The sequence below is a fragment of the Ruegeria sp. CDSB117 genome, assembly GCF_059611005.1.
This window is the reverse complement of sequence record NZ_JBXWOS010000023.1, coordinates 1-14,334: the sequence shown is the minus strand read 5'-3', so window position 1 is coordinate 14,334 and position 14,334 is coordinate 1. Positions and strand designations below refer to the sequence as shown.

18 protein-coding genes are annotated in these 14,334 nt (G+C 56.5%); 9 read left to right on the top strand and 9 right to left on the bottom strand.

All coding sequences use genetic code 11. The annotated features are described in order from the left end of the window. Position 1: 1 nt before the first annotated feature. Complete coding sequence (locus tag AC2FJC_RS19990; RefSeq protein WP_058275883.1) at positions 2 to 370, bottom strand: hypothetical protein; 369 nt, start codon at positions 368 to 370, stop codon at positions 2 to 4. A 39-nt stretch (positions 371 to 409) separates the two neighbouring features. Then, complete coding sequence (locus tag AC2FJC_RS19985) at positions 410 to 727, bottom strand: ArsC/Spx/MgsR family protein (protein WP_496741059.1); 318 nt, start codon at positions 725 to 727, stop codon at positions 410 to 412. Positions 728 to 942: 215 nt separating this feature from the next. On the opposite strand from AC2FJC_RS19985, the gene AC2FJC_RS19980 reads away from it, so the two are divergent. After that, complete coding sequence (locus AC2FJC_RS19980) at positions 943 to 1,149, top strand: cold-shock protein (RefSeq protein ID WP_010439113.1); 207 nt, start codon at positions 943 to 945, stop codon at positions 1,147 to 1,149. 229 nt (positions 1,150 to 1,378) lie between these two features. Here AC2FJC_RS19980 and thyX read toward each other — a convergent pair whose 3' ends face one another. Beyond that, positions 1,379 to 2,290 (bottom strand): FAD-dependent thymidylate synthase, encoded by a 912-nt coding sequence (gene thyX / locus AC2FJC_RS19975; RefSeq protein WP_496741057.1) that lies wholly within the window; start codon positions 2,288 to 2,290, stop codon positions 1,379 to 1,381. A 175-nt stretch (positions 2,291 to 2,465) separates the two neighbouring features. Between thyX and AC2FJC_RS19970 the strand changes: the two genes are divergently transcribed. Genes AC2FJC_RS19970 through AC2FJC_RS19960 form a run of 3 tightly spaced genes read left to right on the top strand, consistent with a single transcriptional unit; the run spans position 2,466 to position 4,314 of the window. Then, positions 2,466 to 2,894: a VOC family protein gene (locus AC2FJC_RS19970; protein ID WP_496741055.1), complete on the top strand. Its 429-nt coding sequence runs from the start codon at positions 2,466 to 2,468 to the stop codon at positions 2,892 to 2,894. Then, positions 2,891 to 3,595 (top strand): DUF1194 domain-containing protein, encoded by a 705-nt coding sequence (locus tag AC2FJC_RS19965; RefSeq protein WP_496741053.1) that lies wholly within the window; start codon positions 2,891 to 2,893, stop codon positions 3,593 to 3,595. Before AC2FJC_RS19970 ends, AC2FJC_RS19965 begins: the two co-directional genes overlap by 4 nt. Beyond that, positions 3,592 to 4,314 carry a DUF1194 domain-containing protein gene (locus tag AC2FJC_RS19960; protein WP_496741051.1) on the top strand — a complete coding sequence of 241 codons (723 nt, stop codon included), beginning with the start codon at positions 3,592 to 3,594 and terminating at the stop codon, positions 4,312 to 4,314. Before AC2FJC_RS19965 ends, AC2FJC_RS19960 begins: the two co-directional genes overlap by 4 nt. Here AC2FJC_RS19960 and AC2FJC_RS19955 read toward each other — a convergent pair whose 3' ends face one another. From AC2FJC_RS19955 to AC2FJC_RS19945, 3 genes are all read right to left on the bottom strand, one after another. Continuing rightward, entirely contained in the window at positions 4,315 to 4,812 is a 498-nt protein-coding gene (locus tag AC2FJC_RS19955) for a MarR family winged helix-turn-helix transcriptional regulator (RefSeq protein WP_282169244.1), read from the bottom strand. It lies immediately after the preceding gene. Between the two features lie 78 nt (positions 4,813 to 4,890). Next, entirely contained in the window at positions 4,891 to 5,109 is a 219-nt protein-coding gene (locus AC2FJC_RS19950; RefSeq protein ID WP_108860430.1) for a succinate dehydrogenase assembly factor 2, read from the bottom strand. A 35-nt stretch (positions 5,110 to 5,144) separates the two neighbouring features. Next, positions 5,145 to 5,537, bottom strand: a complete 393-nt coding sequence (locus AC2FJC_RS19945) for a helix-turn-helix domain-containing protein (protein ID WP_058274142.1) — start codon at positions 5,535 to 5,537, stop codon at positions 5,145 to 5,147. A 91-nt stretch (positions 5,538 to 5,628) separates the two neighbouring features. Between AC2FJC_RS19945 and AC2FJC_RS19940 the strand changes: the two genes are divergently transcribed. Further along, the gene (locus AC2FJC_RS19940) at positions 5,629 to 6,831 is read left to right on the top strand and encodes a pyridoxal phosphate-dependent aminotransferase (protein ID WP_170417556.1); all 1,203 of its coding nucleotides are present in this window, start codon (positions 5,629 to 5,631) and stop codon (positions 6,829 to 6,831) included. 10 nt (positions 6,832 to 6,841) lie between these two features. Beyond that, positions 6,842 to 7,243: a hypothetical protein gene (locus AC2FJC_RS19935; RefSeq protein WP_496723639.1), complete on the top strand. Its 402-nt coding sequence runs from the start codon at positions 6,842 to 6,844 to the stop codon at positions 7,241 to 7,243. Between the two features lie 11 nt (positions 7,244 to 7,254). On the opposite strand, the gene AC2FJC_RS19930 is transcribed toward AC2FJC_RS19935, so the two are convergent. Next, the gene (locus AC2FJC_RS19930; protein ID WP_496741048.1) at positions 7,255 to 8,607 is read right to left on the bottom strand and encodes an MATE family efflux transporter; all 1,353 of its coding nucleotides are present in this window, start codon (positions 8,605 to 8,607) and stop codon (positions 7,255 to 7,257) included. A 117-nt stretch (positions 8,608 to 8,724) separates the two neighbouring features. Then, entirely contained in the window at positions 8,725 to 9,648 is a 924-nt protein-coding gene (gene ppk2, locus AC2FJC_RS19925; RefSeq protein WP_496741046.1) for a polyphosphate kinase 2, read from the bottom strand. 126 nt (positions 9,649 to 9,774) lie between these two features. On the opposite strand from ppk2, the gene AC2FJC_RS19920 reads away from it, so the two are divergent. Next, positions 9,775 to 10,650 (top strand): alpha/beta fold hydrolase, encoded by an 876-nt coding sequence (locus AC2FJC_RS19920; RefSeq protein ID WP_496741044.1) that lies wholly within the window; start codon positions 9,775 to 9,777, stop codon positions 10,648 to 10,650. Between the two features lie 6 nt (positions 10,651 to 10,656). On the opposite strand, the gene AC2FJC_RS19915 is transcribed toward AC2FJC_RS19920, so the two are convergent. Then, positions 10,657 to 11,265 (bottom strand): carboxymuconolactone decarboxylase family protein, encoded by a 609-nt coding sequence (locus AC2FJC_RS19915; protein WP_496741043.1) that lies wholly within the window; start codon positions 11,263 to 11,265, stop codon positions 10,657 to 10,659. A 330-nt stretch (positions 11,266 to 11,595) separates the two neighbouring features. Between AC2FJC_RS19915 and AC2FJC_RS19910 the strand changes: the two genes are divergently transcribed. Further along, entirely contained in the window at positions 11,596 to 12,177 is a 582-nt protein-coding gene (locus AC2FJC_RS19910; protein ID WP_496741041.1) for a 2OG-Fe(II) oxygenase, read from the top strand. A 120-nt stretch (positions 12,178 to 12,297) separates the two neighbouring features. Beyond that, complete coding sequence (parE, locus tag AC2FJC_RS19905) at positions 12,298 to 14,256, top strand: DNA topoisomerase IV subunit B (RefSeq protein WP_496741040.1); 1,959 nt, start codon at positions 12,298 to 12,300, stop codon at positions 14,254 to 14,256. Positions 14,257 to 14,334: the final 78 nt, after the last annotated feature.

Sequence of the window (14,334 nt, the reverse complement as noted above, 5' to 3'; positions counted from 1 at the left end):
CCTAGAAATGTGCCTTGGGCTCGTCCGGTTTTCCCGCGGCCAGCCCAAGGATGCCTGCCACGGCGGCAAAGGCCACCGGAAACATCGTGAAGACGTTGAATCCAAAAGCGAAATACATCCCGACGGCTGAGATCAGCAGCAATATCCCACCGATCAGAGCTCGCGCATGAGCCATTGCGCCCCCCGCGATGGCCAGCAAAGGCGCAATAATGGAAGCGGTCTGGATGAACTGTACGTTGTCCACTTGCTCAGCAAGGCCTTCGATCTCGCCGTAATGGTTTATGAATTCGATATAGCCATAGCCAAAAAAGCCAACAATCATTCCGATCAAACCGGCAATGACGCCCAAAATCATTGATGCGTTGCGCATTTAAACCCTCATAATTACGTCAGACACATAAGCGCCCAATCAGGCAACGCCAAGACTTGCCTTGGTTTTTGCGGTCCAGCCCAACAACAACGTACCGTCATCTTCAATCAAGGGGCGCTTCATCAAAGTCGGGTGTTCCTTCAGCAGCTCCAAAGGTGGTCGCGTGCGTTGTTCCGCGTCCAATCCACGCCAAGTTGTTGACCGGGTATTGAGCAAAGCTTCGCCGAACGTATCAAACGCCTCTGTCAGAACAGAATCGGGAACACCTTGCGTCCGAACATCTACAAATTCTATATTTTCAATTTCTTTCAATGCCTTACGGCACGTATCGCAATTTTTCAAGCCATATAGACGCATTTTGGGACCGTTCCTGTACTAGTATGAATTTTGGGCATTTTTGCCTGCTGCTTCCAGTAATTCTTGATTTTTTACTTCACCGTGCAATGTTGAAAAAGACGAAACACACAATTCGGGCCGCGTCGTGTGGGCGAAGCGGTGATGTGTTGTGGTTACGTCAACCACTGCCCCCACCAATTTGTGGGACAACGTGTAAGTAGAAGGAGACACGGGAAATGCCAACTGGCACCGTGAAATGGTTTAATACCACGAAAGGCTATGGGTTTATTGCCCCTGACGAAGGTGGCAAGGACGTTTTTGTTCATATCTCGGCCGTAGAACGGTCCGGTCTGACCGGACTCGCTGACAATCAGAAAGTCTCGTATGAGTTGGAAGACGGACGCGACGGCCGACAAATGGCCTCTGATTTGAAGCCGTTATAAAACACCCCGTCATCTGCGGGTACTAAAAGCAGGCCAACGGCCAATTTCCGGCCGTTGTCCATTCTCAAGGGTTTGAAACCTTACCCTCGCGTCGGTTTGGAATCGGCATGAGTGTTTTCGTTTTCGCCGAACACCACGATTTCCGAGCGTTCACACATAACACTAATGACTGATGTCATGAGCCGCTCGAAATGGCATCATGACATCAGAAGAAAGAGTCTTGTCGGTTTTAACCCTCGCGAATGACTGCCTCGAACTCGCGCCATTCCCGTGCTGTCATGCCCGAGTTTTCCTGCGTCACGGCTTCGCCGGCCAACATGCGACGCAGGCTATCAACCATCTGCGCCGAAAGGTTGACCGCGCCCAAACGGTAATCTTCGAACGCTCTATACGCGAAGGGCACCCAGTCGGCGACGATCTTGCACATCATGTCGGCGTAAACGCGGATTTCGTACTGAGCATGTGGATCGGCCCGCAAGCGCAGGAAATGGAACAGGTTGTGCAGATCCACTTTCCAGTACCACTGCGTGTAGATATTCGCAGGCAGGTTCATGCGCGCCAATTCTCGCGCCAGCCCCTGCTGACCATCCTGGTTGATCATGGCTTCGTAATTGTCATAGCACCGCGCGCTGTCGGCCTTGAGCATTTCCAGAACGCGGGCTGCCTCTTCGCCTTGCAGGGCGTCGCCGCGGCCCTGATTGTTCACTTCGGATTGTGCGGCCACGTGGTCCGGTGCAGGGATATAAAACTCTCGATCCAGAATAGAATACCGCGCAGAATACTCATTCACATTTGCGGTCCGGTGACGAATCCACTGTCGGGCGACAAAGACTGGCAGTTTGACGTGCAGCTTGATCTCGCACATCTCGAACGGGGTCGAGTGCCAGTGCCGCATCAGATAGCGGATCAGCCCCTCGTCATTCTGCACCGATTTGGTGCCTTTGCCGTAAGATACGCGTGCCGCCTGACAAATTGCTGCGTCATCCCCCATGTAGTCAATGACGCGTACAAAGCCGTGATCCAGCACCTGATGCGCGGTATAGAGGTGGTCTTCCATCCCCTCAGCCACAACGCGGCGTGTTGGATGCGATTGCGCCCGTTGCGCTTCGATCTCGGCCAGTTGGTCAGAGGACAGCGGCATGAAAGTTCCTTTCCAGCAATGAGTCGCCCACCACTATATCTCGGCAATTCCCAGACCGGAACCGCGACATGTGCACCAAGCGCCGCAAATTTCAAATTGTGTCCGCCCTGCCCCTCGACACGCTTGGTGCGCGCGCTAAGCTGCAGCGCATCATCTGAATAGAAAGGAAGCCACAATGGGGCTGACATATCTTCACACCATGGTTCGCGTGAAGGATCTGGAGAAGTCGATGGCGTTCTACGAACTGCTGGGCCTGAAGGAAACCCGCCGGTATGACAGCGAACAGGGCCGGTTTTCGCTGATCTTCATGGCCCCCCCGGGGCAAGAGGATCGGCCTATCGAACTAACGCATAACTGGGATGGCGACGATAACCTGCCCAGCGACAGCCGCCATTTCGGGCACTTAGCCTACGGCGTCGATAACATCTACGAAGTTTGTCAGCACCTGCGGGATAACGGCGTCGTTATCAACCGCCCGCCGCGCGATGGTCGCATGGCTTTTGTGCGGTCTCCGGATAATATCTCGGTCGAACTGCTCCAAAACGGCAAAGCGCTGGAACCGGCCGAGCCCTGGGCCAGCATGGAAAGCACCGGCAGCTGGTGATCCGCTGGCTGATAGCGCTGGGTCTGGCCGTTCTGGCCAGCCCCGTTCGGGCCGAGACCTGCCGGCTTGCACTGGCGCTCGCTATGGATATCTCGACTTCCGTGGACGAGAACGAAGACGTTTTGCAACGGCAGGGTCTTGCGGCTGCATTGATCGCACCAGAAGTGGTCGAGGCATTTTTTTCGTCGCCCGCGCCGGTCGCGCTGGCCGTGTATGAGTGGAGCGGCCGCACCACCCAACGCGTTATTCTGAACTGGACCATGATCAACACCGAAGCCGACCTGCTGGTTGCCGCCTCAACGGTGCAGCAATCGGTTCGCTCGGACAGCGCCTCGGCCACGGCAATGGGTTATGCCTTGGCGTTTGGCGCGACTTTGATGCAGCAAGCGCCACCCTGCCTTTTTAACACCATCGATTTGTCCGGCGATGGCTCAAACAATGACGGCTATGGGCCGGACTCGGCATACCGGCACTTTCCTTTTCAAAACGTCGTGGTCAACGGACTGGTGATCAACGCTGCTGATTTTGAAGGAGAGCTGTTCCTCATCCCGTTCTTCGAGAACAACGTTCTGCACGGTCCTGGCGCGTTTCTTGAAATCGCACAAGGATTCGAGGATTTTGAACGCGCGATGCGTCGCAAGCTGGAACGAGAATTGAAAGGATTGCAGATCGGTGCGTTGAAGGAGGGTGCACATCAATGATCCGCCTCTTGGCCGCGATATTTGCCATGTTCGCCAGCGCCGCCGCGTCGGAATGCAGGCAAGCACTGGCGTTGGGGCTGGACGTGTCCGGTTCGGTCGACAGCACCGAGTATAGGATGCAAACCGGAGGTCTAGCGGCGGCCCTGCAACGCCCTGAAGTTGTTCAACTGATCCTGTCCGACATCGGCGCGCCTGTGCGATTGGCGATCTACGAATGGAGCGAGCCCCGCCATCAACGCATGTTGGTAAACTGGACTGAGATCCGCACGGCACAAGATCTTGCACGGATCAGCGACCAATTGAAGACCGTCGCGCGGGGTAACGCACCACAGGGCACGGCTGTTGGGTCGGCAATGCGGTTCGGAGCCAATCTACTGTCGCAGCAACCGAATTGCTGGAAACGCACATTGGATCTGTCAGGGGACGGTAAGCACAATCTGGGCCCTCATCCACGCAGCGTGAAAGCCGAACTGGAAAACACCGGCATCACGATCAACGGGCTCGTGATCGGAGCAGACGATCCCAGTCATGGCGACAAACGCTATGTCCAGGTCGGTGAGCTTTCCGCCTATTACAACACATGGGTTATTCTGGGGCCCGGAGCCTTCGTCGAAGTCGCTTTGGGCTTTGAGGCCTATGAGGACGCGATGACCCGAAAACTGATACGCGAGCTGGAGGGGGTAACCCTGTCCGACGCCACAGATTCTCTGCGCCCCTGATCAATAGATGTACCGGATTTGGTCCGTCCAATACCGCTCGACCCGACGCAGGGATGTGGTGATGTCGTCGATGCCTTCCAGCCCCAACACGCCGCGATTTTGCAACCCCTCAGCGTGGCGCGAAAACAGCTCGGATACGACATCGCGTATTTCGCGACCGCGTGGGGTCAATCGAACCCTTACGGAACGGCGGTCGATCTCGCATCTTTGATGGTGCATGTACCCCATTTCGACCAGTTTCTTCAGGTTGTAGCTGACGTTGCTGCCCTGATAATACCCACGACTTTTCAGTTCGCCCGCGGTGACTTCATGGTCGCCGATATTGAATAAAAGCAAGGCCTGCACGGCGTTGATTTCCAACACGCCAACACGCTCAAACTCATCCTTGATGACGTCCAATAGCAACCGGTGCAGCCGTTCCACCAAGGCAAGTGCCTCAAGATAGCTGGTCATGAACCCTTTGGTTCCCGGCGCGGAGACCTGCATTTCCATACTCATCCGATCCTCCGATTCAGTCGCGCTGTTTCAGGCAGGATGAATGGAAATCCCGAAAAATCGGTTAAGCCGGGTTTTCTTCTATTTTTGAAAGGTCTGCGCGATGTCCGATATCAATTCGGAATAGGTTTCGGGCGGCTGCACCTGCCCTGTGACCCACTGATAAAGATCCTGATCGTTTTCGTGCAGCAACGCATCATAATTATCCAGATCCGACGGCTCCATGGCCGTCAGATTTCGGTCAGCATAGGCCGACAGGATCAGATCCATTTCCTTGATCCCACGCCGCATGGATCGCATCTTCAGCCGCTTTATACGAACGTCCCGTGGTTCGTTCACCGCCCCTGCTCCAGCATCAGACGCACCCTTTTCTCCAGTTTCGCGGCCCGCTCGGCGCTGGCGCGCATTTCACCGCGAATGGAACGCAGCTCAGCCACGACATCCGCAAGCTCGGGTGCGCCCTCTTCCGCTTCAACGGGGGCATCCATGCCTTCGCCTTCACCGGTCAGCAACCACATGATCGACACGTTGACCATGCCTGCCATCATGGAAAGACGGTTCGCGCGCGGCTCGGACAGATCGTTTTCCCAAGCTGCAATTGTCGTCTTTTTCACGCCAAGCCTGCGGGCCATCTGGGCCTGGGTCATACCAGCCGCTTCGCGTGCCCCTGCCAGCCTGTCCCCGAATGTCGCAGAGTCCGGTCCGTACCAGTCATTCTCGTCGTTCATCGGGCTCTCCAATTCCATAATTCATATCGCTTGATCGTCATTCGAGCGCACCCTATGACAGTCAAGCTGAACATACAAATCGAGGCCGACCATGAGTTTCCTTTCTGCGACACTGTCACGCGTGAAGCCATCGCCCACCATTGCGATAACCGCTAAAGCGGCCGAGTTGAAAGCTGCCGGGCGCGATGTCATCGGCCTAAGCGCGGGCGAGCCCGATTTTGACACTCCGCAGAACATCAAGGACGCAGCAGTAGCGGCCATCGCAGCCGGGAAGACCAAATATACTGCGCCTGACGGCATCCCAGAATTGAAACAAGCGGCCTGCGCCAAGATGAAGCGTGACCACGGCTTGGACTATACGCCCGCGCAGATTTCGGTCGGCACCGGCGGCAAGCAAACTTTGTACAACGCCCTGATGGCCACGATGAACGAAGGCGATGAGGTTGTGATACCTGCGCCTTATTGGGTTAGCTATCCGGATATGGTGCTATTGGCCGGAGGCACTCCGGTAATCGCGGAAACTTCGATCCAGACCAACTTCAAACTGACTGCAGATCAGCTTGAGGCTGCGATCACGCCAAAGACCAAGTGGCTTATCTTCAACTCACCGTCGAACCCCACTGGTGCAGGCTATAGCCGTGAAGAGTTGAAAGAACTGACCGATGTTCTGATGCGTCATCCGCATGTCTGGGTCATGTCCGACGACATGTATGAACATCTGGCCTATGACGGGTTCGAATTCTGCACCCCGGCCGAAGTCGAGCCCCGCCTGTATGACCGGACGCTGACCTGCAATGGCGTCTCCAAAGCTTATGCCATGACCGGTTGGCGCATTGGCTACGCAGCAGGACCGGTCGAAATCATCGCCGCAATGCGCAAGATTCAATCGCAATCGACCTCGAACCCCTGCTCGGTCAGCCAATGGGCGGCGGTGGAGGCACTGAACGGCACTCAGTCCTTCCTGGCCCCCAACAACGAAACGTTCAAACGCCGCCGTGATCTTGTTGTGCGCATGTTGAACGATATCGACGGCATCAGTTGCCCGACGCCCGAGGGGGCGTTCTACGTCTATCCATCCATTGCCGGGCTAATTGGCAAAACCACCCCCGCAGGCACTGTGATCGACTCGGATGAGGCTTTTGCCACCGCATTGCTGGAAGAGGTGGACGTGGCCGTCGTGTTCGGTGCGGCCTTTGGCCTGTCGCCAAACTTTCGCGTCAGCTATGCGACCTCGGACGAGGCGCTGACCGAAGCTTGCACCCGCATCCAGCGCTTTTGCGCGTCGTTGACTTGAGTAAGCGCAAATGACGTCGGAACTGCCCGAATATTATTTCCGCGTTCGCGAGAATGGTGCGGCGGTTTTCAGGATCGACACTGAAAACCGCCAGCGCCGGATCGAGATGGATCAGATCGCGGTCATCAACATCCGCAATGGCGAGGTGAAACCGCAAGGCCAACGCACGTTGTCCGACGCCGACAAGGCCGAGATTGCCCGTTGGATGGAGGCGCGAAAAACGTTGCTTGCCCAGCGCGATATCGACGACATTCATCGGGCTGTCGATTATCTGAACCTCACCACGCAATGGGCGCAATCCAAGGCAACACCAGAGCAGCTGGAAGACGTTACCGACCGGTTGCTGCTGGCCATGCATGATCTACGTTCTGTCCTGGTGCGAAAAAAGGCAGACCGCTTCAGCAAAGACTGACCCGCCGAATCTTACTCGGCGGGCACACCGACCTCGCGGACGGACCGCATCCAGAACCGCGCCATCAGCATAACCGCTGCGCAGGCCAGGCCCAGAACAAGGCCCAGCCAGACTCCGATTCCATCCATGCCCAAGACGAAGCCGAAGTAATACGACGACGTGATCCCCACGCCCCAATAGCTGAGTGCGGCCATGACCATCGGGACCTTTGCGTCCTGCAAGCCGCGCAGCAGCCCCAACGCAATGACCTGTGCGCCGTCCACCAATTGGAACAAAGCCGCCATGGCCAGCAGACCTGTACCGATCATCAGAATTTCCGGACGCTGCGGGTCATCCGGTTCCATGAACAGGGAAATCAAAGGCTCGGCATAGGCAAGGAACAGGATAACAGTCACGACCGAGATCACCAAAGACATCCCCGTCACCGCAATCGCGCCGCGTTCCAGATGTGGCCTATCTTTCCGGCCCAACGCATTCCCTGCCCGGATCGTCGCTGCGTTTGACAGCCCCAGATGCACCATGAACGTCGCGGATGCCAAATTAAGTGCAATGCCATGTGCCGCCAGCGGAACCTGACCCAGCCAGCCCATCATGATCGCTGACATTGCGAACAGGCTGACCTCGGACAGGGTCGTCAGGCCAATCGGCACGCCAAGGCGGAGGACGCTAAGGAACATCTCCCAATCTGGGCGCCAGAACCGTTGGAACAGGCTATGTTCGGGTAGAACGCGCATGGCGTAGATCACCACGCACACCAACGATACGATCTGAGTGACAACCGACGCGATGGCAGCGCCCATTACACCCAGTTCAGGGGCTCCCCAATTACCGAAGATCAGGGCATAGTTGGTGATCGCATTGACCACTGCCGCGGCCACGGTGATCCACAAAACGATCTGGGTCCGCTCCAACGCGGCCAGATAGGATTTCAGCACCATCACCAAAAGCGCCGGAATTAGGCCCCACCCAGCAACCCTGAGGTACTGGGACGCGGTTTCAGCGACTTGCGGGTCCTGCTTCAACGCAAGGAAAATAGGGTACGACCACCAGAGCATTGGCATCATAACGGCCGCATAGATAAGCGACAACCACAACCCCATGCGCGTTGTACGGCGAATACTTGTTTCGTCTTCTTCAGCCGCAGCCGTCGCCACCATTGGCATGACGGCCAAACCGAATCCGGCCCCAAACAGGAACAACACAAAGAAATAGCTGCTGGCCAGGGTCACGGCGGCCAGCGCCTCGACACCGTACCAACCCAGCATGACTGTATCCGTCAGCCCAATAGCAAATTGGGCCAGGTGCCCGCCGATCAGCGGCAGGCCCAGTACAGAAATGGCCCGGAAGTGGCCACGATATGTCATCACCCTACTCATCCGAACAGCCTTATGCCCGGCCCGAGGCCGGGACAAGAGGCGAACGACGAAATTTCACCTTGAGACTACACCCGCAGGTTCAAATGTTATCTGAGAGCGTTCTTGTCACACCGTTTCAGGATGCAGTGAATTACCCAGAATATGTTCCGAATGCTGGATCACGTGATGTGCCTGCCCCACGATCAAAGGATCGGGGTTGTCGACGATTTCATGGTTCTTGTCCGGATAATCCAGCGTGGACAGAAAGTGGCGCATGCAGTTCAAGCGCGCGCGCTTTTTGTCGTTCGATTTCACGATGGTCCAAGGGGCGTCGGCGGTATCGGTATAGAAGAACATCGCCTCTTTCGCCTCGGTATAATCGTCCCATTTATCAAGGCTCGCTTTGTCGATCGGTGACAGTTTCCACTGTTTCAGAGGATCGGTTTCGCGGCTTTTGAACCGGCGTTGCTGTTCGGGTTGCGTGACCGAGAACCAGTATTTGTAAAGTTGGATGCCCGAGCGCACCAGCATCCGCTCCAGCTCGGGCGTTTGACGCATGAACTCGAGATATTCGTTGGGCGAACAAAAACCCATCACCCGTTCAACCCCGGCGCGGTTGTACCAGGATCGGTCGTAGAAAACCATTTCACCCACAGTGGGCAATTCCTGAACATAGCGCTGATAGTACCACTGCCCCTTCTCTTCCCAGGTGGGCTTGTTCAGGGCAACGACACGCGCTTGGCGTGGGTTCAGGTGCTCCATAAAGCGTTTGATCGTTCCACCTTTGCCTGCGGCGTCCCTGCCCTCGAACAGCAGGACAAACCGCTGGCCGGTTTCTTGAGCCCAAAGCTGCACCTTTAGCAATTCTGCCTGCAGTTGCGCCTTTTCCGCCTCATAAGCTTTGCGCACCATCTTGCGGTCATAAGGATACTTGCCGCTTTCAAAGGCTTGACGAATTCTCTCGGGGCTAGGCTCGGTCGGTGAGGTTTTGGCTATCGCCGACAGGTTGGCAGGGTCTTGCACATTCTCGATCTGCGTCACTACTTCCATTCAGGTTCTCCTTGTCTCACTGTCCGGGAAAACGCCTAGCAGCCGGGTGAAAAACACGCTTTGATTGGAGTCAAAGTTTTACATCTTTCTGGGCGTGTGCTTCAGGTACAACAAAGGGCTTCGGCTATGGAAAACAAGTTCATTGATCTTAACGGCCAGAGGTTCCTACTGCGCAGCTGGGGGGACCCCGACCTTCCGCCCTTGTTAATGCTTCACGGTTTTCCCGAGTATGGCGGCGCGTGGCAGGACCTGGCCCCGCATTTGTCCTCCGACTTTCATTGCATCGCCCCCGATCAACGCGGTTACGGGCAAAGCTGGGCACCAAATGGCGTTGGCCATTATGCCCTGTCGCGACTGGTCTCGGACATGGTGACGCTGATTGAGGGGTTCGCCCGTCCGGTTTGTGTTCTTGGCCACGATTGGGGAGCGTCCGTGGCCTATGGTTTGGCCATGTTCCGCCCTGATCTGGTGGACCGGTTGATCATCGCCAACGGCGTTCACCCGGTGCCCTTCCAACGGGCCATGGCAGCAGGAGGCGCGCAATCCGAGGCTTCGCAATACATCAATGCCCTGCGCGCACCAGACGCGGCAGAGCGTTTGTCGGCGGACAATTTCGCCAAGCTCGAACAGTTCTTTCGTTTCGGGATGGGTACAGACTGGCTGACGGACCAGCAAATGCAGGTCTATCGTACAGAATGGGCCCGGCCCGGGCGGCTGGAGACTATGCTGAACTGGTACCGGGCGTCACCGCTGGTGGTTGCGAAACCCGGCGCACCGCGCACGGATCTGCCAGAGTTGCCGAAGGACCGGTTGATGGTTCGCTGCCCCCACCTGTTGCTGTGGGGGCGTGAAGACAAGGCGTTGCTGCCAGAATCGACTGAGGGGCTGGAAGACTACGCACCGGACCTGACGCGCATCGACATTCCGAACGCTGATCACTGGCTGCATCACCAACAACCCAAAGCGGTGGCGCAGGCAATCCTTGGTTGGATGGCGCGCTAAATCCGGTTACCGGTGCCCCCAATCCGCCGGGTCATCCGAGTTGTTGGGCGACAGGCCCAATATGTCGCCATCCGTTGAACACCCCAGCCCCAAAACGGTCCGGTTCGCATAAGAAAAATACGCGCAGACCTGATTGATTTCGAGGATCTCACCATCGTCCCATCCGGCCGTGCGCAGGGCTTCCACGTCTTGCTGTTTCAACTCCGACGGGGCCTCGGTCAGTTTGCGCGCATAGTGCATCGCCTCGATCTGGGCCGCATCCAACGGAGCACCCTCCGGTTCGCCTGCCTCAATCGCCGCGCGAATTGCCTGACTACGCTTCGGATCGCCCAACAAGCGCTGCAGGCCGCTGTAATGGTGCTCAACACAATAACTGCATTTGTTCAGTGCGCTGACCCATACGCCCAGCACCTCAAGAAACCACTTCGGGATCGTGTTGGCCGAATGGTGCAGCACGTTCTTGTACATGGCCATGTGACCTTCCATCGAATGTGGCCGCAAGGAATGCACCATCATGATGTTGTCGACGTTGTTGTCCGGGCCAGTAACACGGTCGTAAAGTTTCCTGAGTTTTCCCGTTGCCTCATCAAAAGGGATGGTTCTGATCCAGCTCATTTATGTCTGCCTTGCTGCTAATGGTTTCCGCGTCAACTTGGCCGCGCCTCGAACCGCACGCAAGGCTATACACTTGCCGCATCCGCATGAAAACCTTTGACAATACGGACTAATTACTCGTATCACTCAAGTCCGTCACAAACCCCAAAAGTAAGAAGGAGGTTCGATCAATGATAGATTTGTATCTGACCACAGGTTCCTTCTGTGACCCGCACGCGTTCTTTGCCTGACACTTCAGACTAACCGTGACGCCTTTCGCTGGCGAAATATTTCCCCGTTTTAACTCACTGCCCTCTGCCTTTTTGGCGGGTCAAATTCAAGGTGACTTCCATGCAGATGAACGAACTTCTGAAAGATTATGTATTTGAACTTGAGGGCTTTCTGTCCGCCGATATCTGTGATCGCTGGATTGACGATATCGAAACTTCGGGATTTGAACCCGCTTTGATCAACGGTGTGAACGGAGCCACCCATCGCCCGGACATTCGAAACAATGACCGCCTGATCCGGGACGACGCCGAAACGGCTCACGACTTGTGGCAAAGCGTGTTGCCTTTTGCACCGCAACGCTTTGGCAAGCGAACAGCGGTTGGCCTAAACGAACGCCTCCGTTTTTACCGCTATGGTGTCGGGCAAATGTTTGACTGGCATCAGGATGGCTATTTTGAGCGCCCCAATGGTGAGCGCAGCCTGTACACCCTCATGGTCTATCTGAATGACGGATTCGAAGGTGGCGGCACATCGTTCTGCGACATTTATGCGGGCCGGTCTTTTCCCGATTTCTGTGTTACGCCGAAAAAGGGGGCAGCCTTGCTGTTCTATCACCCTGTCATGCATCGCGGCGATCCGGTTTTGGACGGGCAAAAATATGTAATGCGCACGGACATTATGTACTCGCCGGAGAAGCCTTAAAAAAACGGGTGGGAGGACACCTGTTCGGGTCTCAATTGACCACAACACTTCGCGCGCCCCTTCCCCCGGACCACATCACCTGCCATAATGGGACCAAACCTAAAAACAAGAGCAGCACCCATGCCCGACGATCTGTTGACGCCAGAAGCGACCACAACTTATGACGCCTCCTCAATCGAGGTGCTAGAAGGTCTGGAACCGGTCCGCAAACGCCCCGGCATGTATATTGGCGGCACCGATGAACGTGCTTTGCACCATATGGTGGCCGAAATCCTCGATAACTCGATGGACGAAGCGGTCGCGGGCCATGCCAACCGGATCGAGGTTGAGCTGCACGCCGATTACGCACTGACGGTGCGCGATAATGGGCGCGGTATTCCGATTGATCCACACCCCAAATTCCCCGACAAATCGGCGCTAGAGGTGATCCTGTGTACTTTGCACGCGGGTGGTAAGTTCTCGGGCAAGGCCTATCAGACCTCGGGCGGTCTGCACGGCGTGGGTGCGTCGGTGGTGAACGCGCTGTCGGATTCGATGGTCGTTCAGGTGGCGCGTGACAAACAGCTGTTCGAACAGCGCTTTTCACGCGGCATCCCTTTGGGCCCTGTCGAAAAAGTCGGCGCGGCGCCCAACCGGCGCGGCACCACTGTGACATTCCACGCAGACGAAGAGATCTTTGGCCACCACAAGTTCAAACCGGCGCGGCTGTTCAAATCCATCCGCTCCAAGGCCTACCTGTTCTCGGGCGTCGAAATTCGCTGGAAATCCCATATCGACGACGGCGAAACCCCGACCGAGGCCAGCTTCCACTTTCCCGGCGGTCTATCGGACTACCTGAAGGAAACGATGAACGGCTCGTCCACCTATGCCGAGCAACCTTTTGCAGGCACCGTGGACTTCCGGGAAAAGTTCGGCACCCCCGGCAAGGTCGAATGGGCGATCAACTGGACGCCCTCGCGCGACGGGTTCATCCAGTCCTATTGTAACACCGTCCCCACCCCCGAAGGCGGCACTCATGTGGCAGGCTTCTGGGCTGCGGTCCTCAAGGGAATCAAGGCGTACGGCGAACTGATCAACAACAAGAAGGCCGCGCAGATCACCCGCGACGACCTGATCACAGGTGGCTGTGCGCTGGTGTCCTGTTTCATCAGTGAGCCGGAATTCGTCGGCCAGACCAAAGATCGCCTTGCGACGGTCGAGGCGCAGCGGTTGGTAGAGAATTCGGTCCGCGACCATTTCGATAACTGGCTGGCCGCGGACACGAAATCCGCCGGAGCTATTCTCGATTTCCTCATTCTGAGGTCCGAAGAACGTCTGCGCCGACGCGCCGAGAAAGAAACACAACGTAAGTCCGCCACTAAAAAACTTCGTCTTCCCGGCAAGTTGGTGGACTGTTCTAGTTCAACACGCGACGGAACAGAATTATTCATCGTCGAAGGAGATTCTGCGGGCGGTTCTGCAAAAATGGGCCGAAACCGCAAAACGCAGGCCCTGCTGCCCCTGCGCGGCAAGATCCTGAACGTGCTGGGCGCGGCCAGTTCCAAGCTGGGCACCAATGCCGAGATCAACGATCTGACGCAGGCGCTGGGTGTCGGTCTTGGCACCAAGTTCAATGTCGATGACCTGCGCTATGACAAGATCATCATCATGACCGACGCGGACGTGGACGGCGCGCATATCGCGGCGCTGTTGATGACGTTCTTCTTCACCCAGATGCGGCCAATGATCGACACGGGCCACCTGTACCTCGCCTGCCCGCCTCTGTATCGCCTGACCCAAGGCGCCAAGCGGGTTTATTGCCTTGACGAGGCCGAGCGGGATGAGTGGCTTGAGAAAGGTCTGGGCGGCAAAGGCAAGATCGACGTCTCGCGCTTTAAGGGTCTGGGTGAGATGGACGCCAAAGACCTGAAAGAAACCACGATGGACCCGGCCTCGCGCAAACTGATCCGCGTCACCATCGACGAGGACGAACCCGGCGAGACCGGCGATCTGGTCGAGCGCCTGATGGGTAAAAAGCCCGAACTGCGGTTCCAGTACATTCAGGAGAACGCGCGGTTTGTGGAAGAGTTGGATGTTTGAGTAGGCTCCAGACTCATTGATTTACAACCAGAATAGAACGGTAGCCGCGAGTGCGATGGCTGACAGGAAGACCTTCGG

What these genes read in the sequence shown, in the direction of transcription:
- AC2FJC_RS19910 (WP_496741041.1), top strand. Translation starts at nt 11,596, where the DNA reads ATGCAGATGAACGAACTTCTGAAAGATTATGTATTTGAACTTGAGGGC.
- AC2FJC_RS19960 (WP_496741051.1), top strand. Translation starts at nt 3,592, where the DNA reads ATGATCCGCCTCTTGGCCGCGATATTTGCCATGTTCGCCAGCGCCGCC.
- AC2FJC_RS19935 (WP_496723639.1), top strand. Translation starts at nt 6,842, where the DNA reads ATGACGTCGGAACTGCCCGAATATTATTTCCGCGTTCGCGAGAATGGT.
- AC2FJC_RS19990 (WP_058275883.1), bottom strand. Translation starts at nt 370, where the DNA reads ATGCGCAACGCATCAATGATTTTGGGCGTCATTGCCGGTTTGATCGGA.
- AC2FJC_RS19970 (WP_496741055.1), top strand. Translation starts at nt 2,466, where the DNA reads ATGGGGCTGACATATCTTCACACCATGGTTCGCGTGAAGGATCTGGAG.
- AC2FJC_RS19930 (WP_496741048.1), bottom strand. Translation starts at nt 8,607, where the DNA reads ATGACATATCGTGGCCACTTCCGGGCCATTTCTGTACTGGGCCTGCCG.
- thyX (WP_496741057.1), bottom strand. Translation starts at nt 2,290, where the DNA reads ATGCCGCTGTCCTCTGACCAACTGGCCGAGATCGAAGCGCAACGGGCG.
- AC2FJC_RS19915 (WP_496741043.1), bottom strand. Translation starts at nt 11,265, where the DNA reads ATGAGCTGGATCAGAACCATCCCTTTTGATGAGGCAACGGGAAAACTC.
- AC2FJC_RS19940 (WP_170417556.1), top strand. Translation starts at nt 5,629, where the DNA reads ATGAGTTTCCTTTCTGCGACACTGTCACGCGTGAAGCCATCGCCCACC.
- parE (WP_496741040.1), top strand. Translation starts at nt 12,298, where the DNA reads ATGCCCGACGATCTGTTGACGCCAGAAGCGACCACAACTTATGACGCC.
- ppk2 (WP_496741046.1), bottom strand. Translation starts at nt 9,648, where the DNA reads ATGGAAGTAGTGACGCAGATCGAGAATGTGCAAGACCCTGCCAACCTG.
- AC2FJC_RS19950 (WP_108860430.1), bottom strand. Translation starts at nt 5,109, where the DNA reads ATGCGATCCATGCGGCGTGGGATCAAGGAAATGGATCTGATCCTGTCG.
- AC2FJC_RS19920 (WP_496741044.1), top strand. Translation starts at nt 9,775, where the DNA reads ATGGAAAACAAGTTCATTGATCTTAACGGCCAGAGGTTCCTACTGCGC.
- AC2FJC_RS19945 (WP_058274142.1), bottom strand. Translation starts at nt 5,537, where the DNA reads ATGAACGACGAGAATGACTGGTACGGACCGGACTCTGCGACATTCGGG.
- AC2FJC_RS19980 (WP_010439113.1), top strand. Translation starts at nt 943, where the DNA reads ATGCCAACTGGCACCGTGAAATGGTTTAATACCACGAAAGGCTATGGG.
- AC2FJC_RS19985 (WP_496741059.1), bottom strand. Translation starts at nt 727, where the DNA reads ATGCGTCTATATGGCTTGAAAAATTGCGATACGTGCCGTAAGGCATTG.
- AC2FJC_RS19955 (WP_282169244.1), bottom strand. Translation starts at nt 4,812, where the DNA reads ATGAGTATGGAAATGCAGGTCTCCGCGCCGGGAACCAAAGGGTTCATG.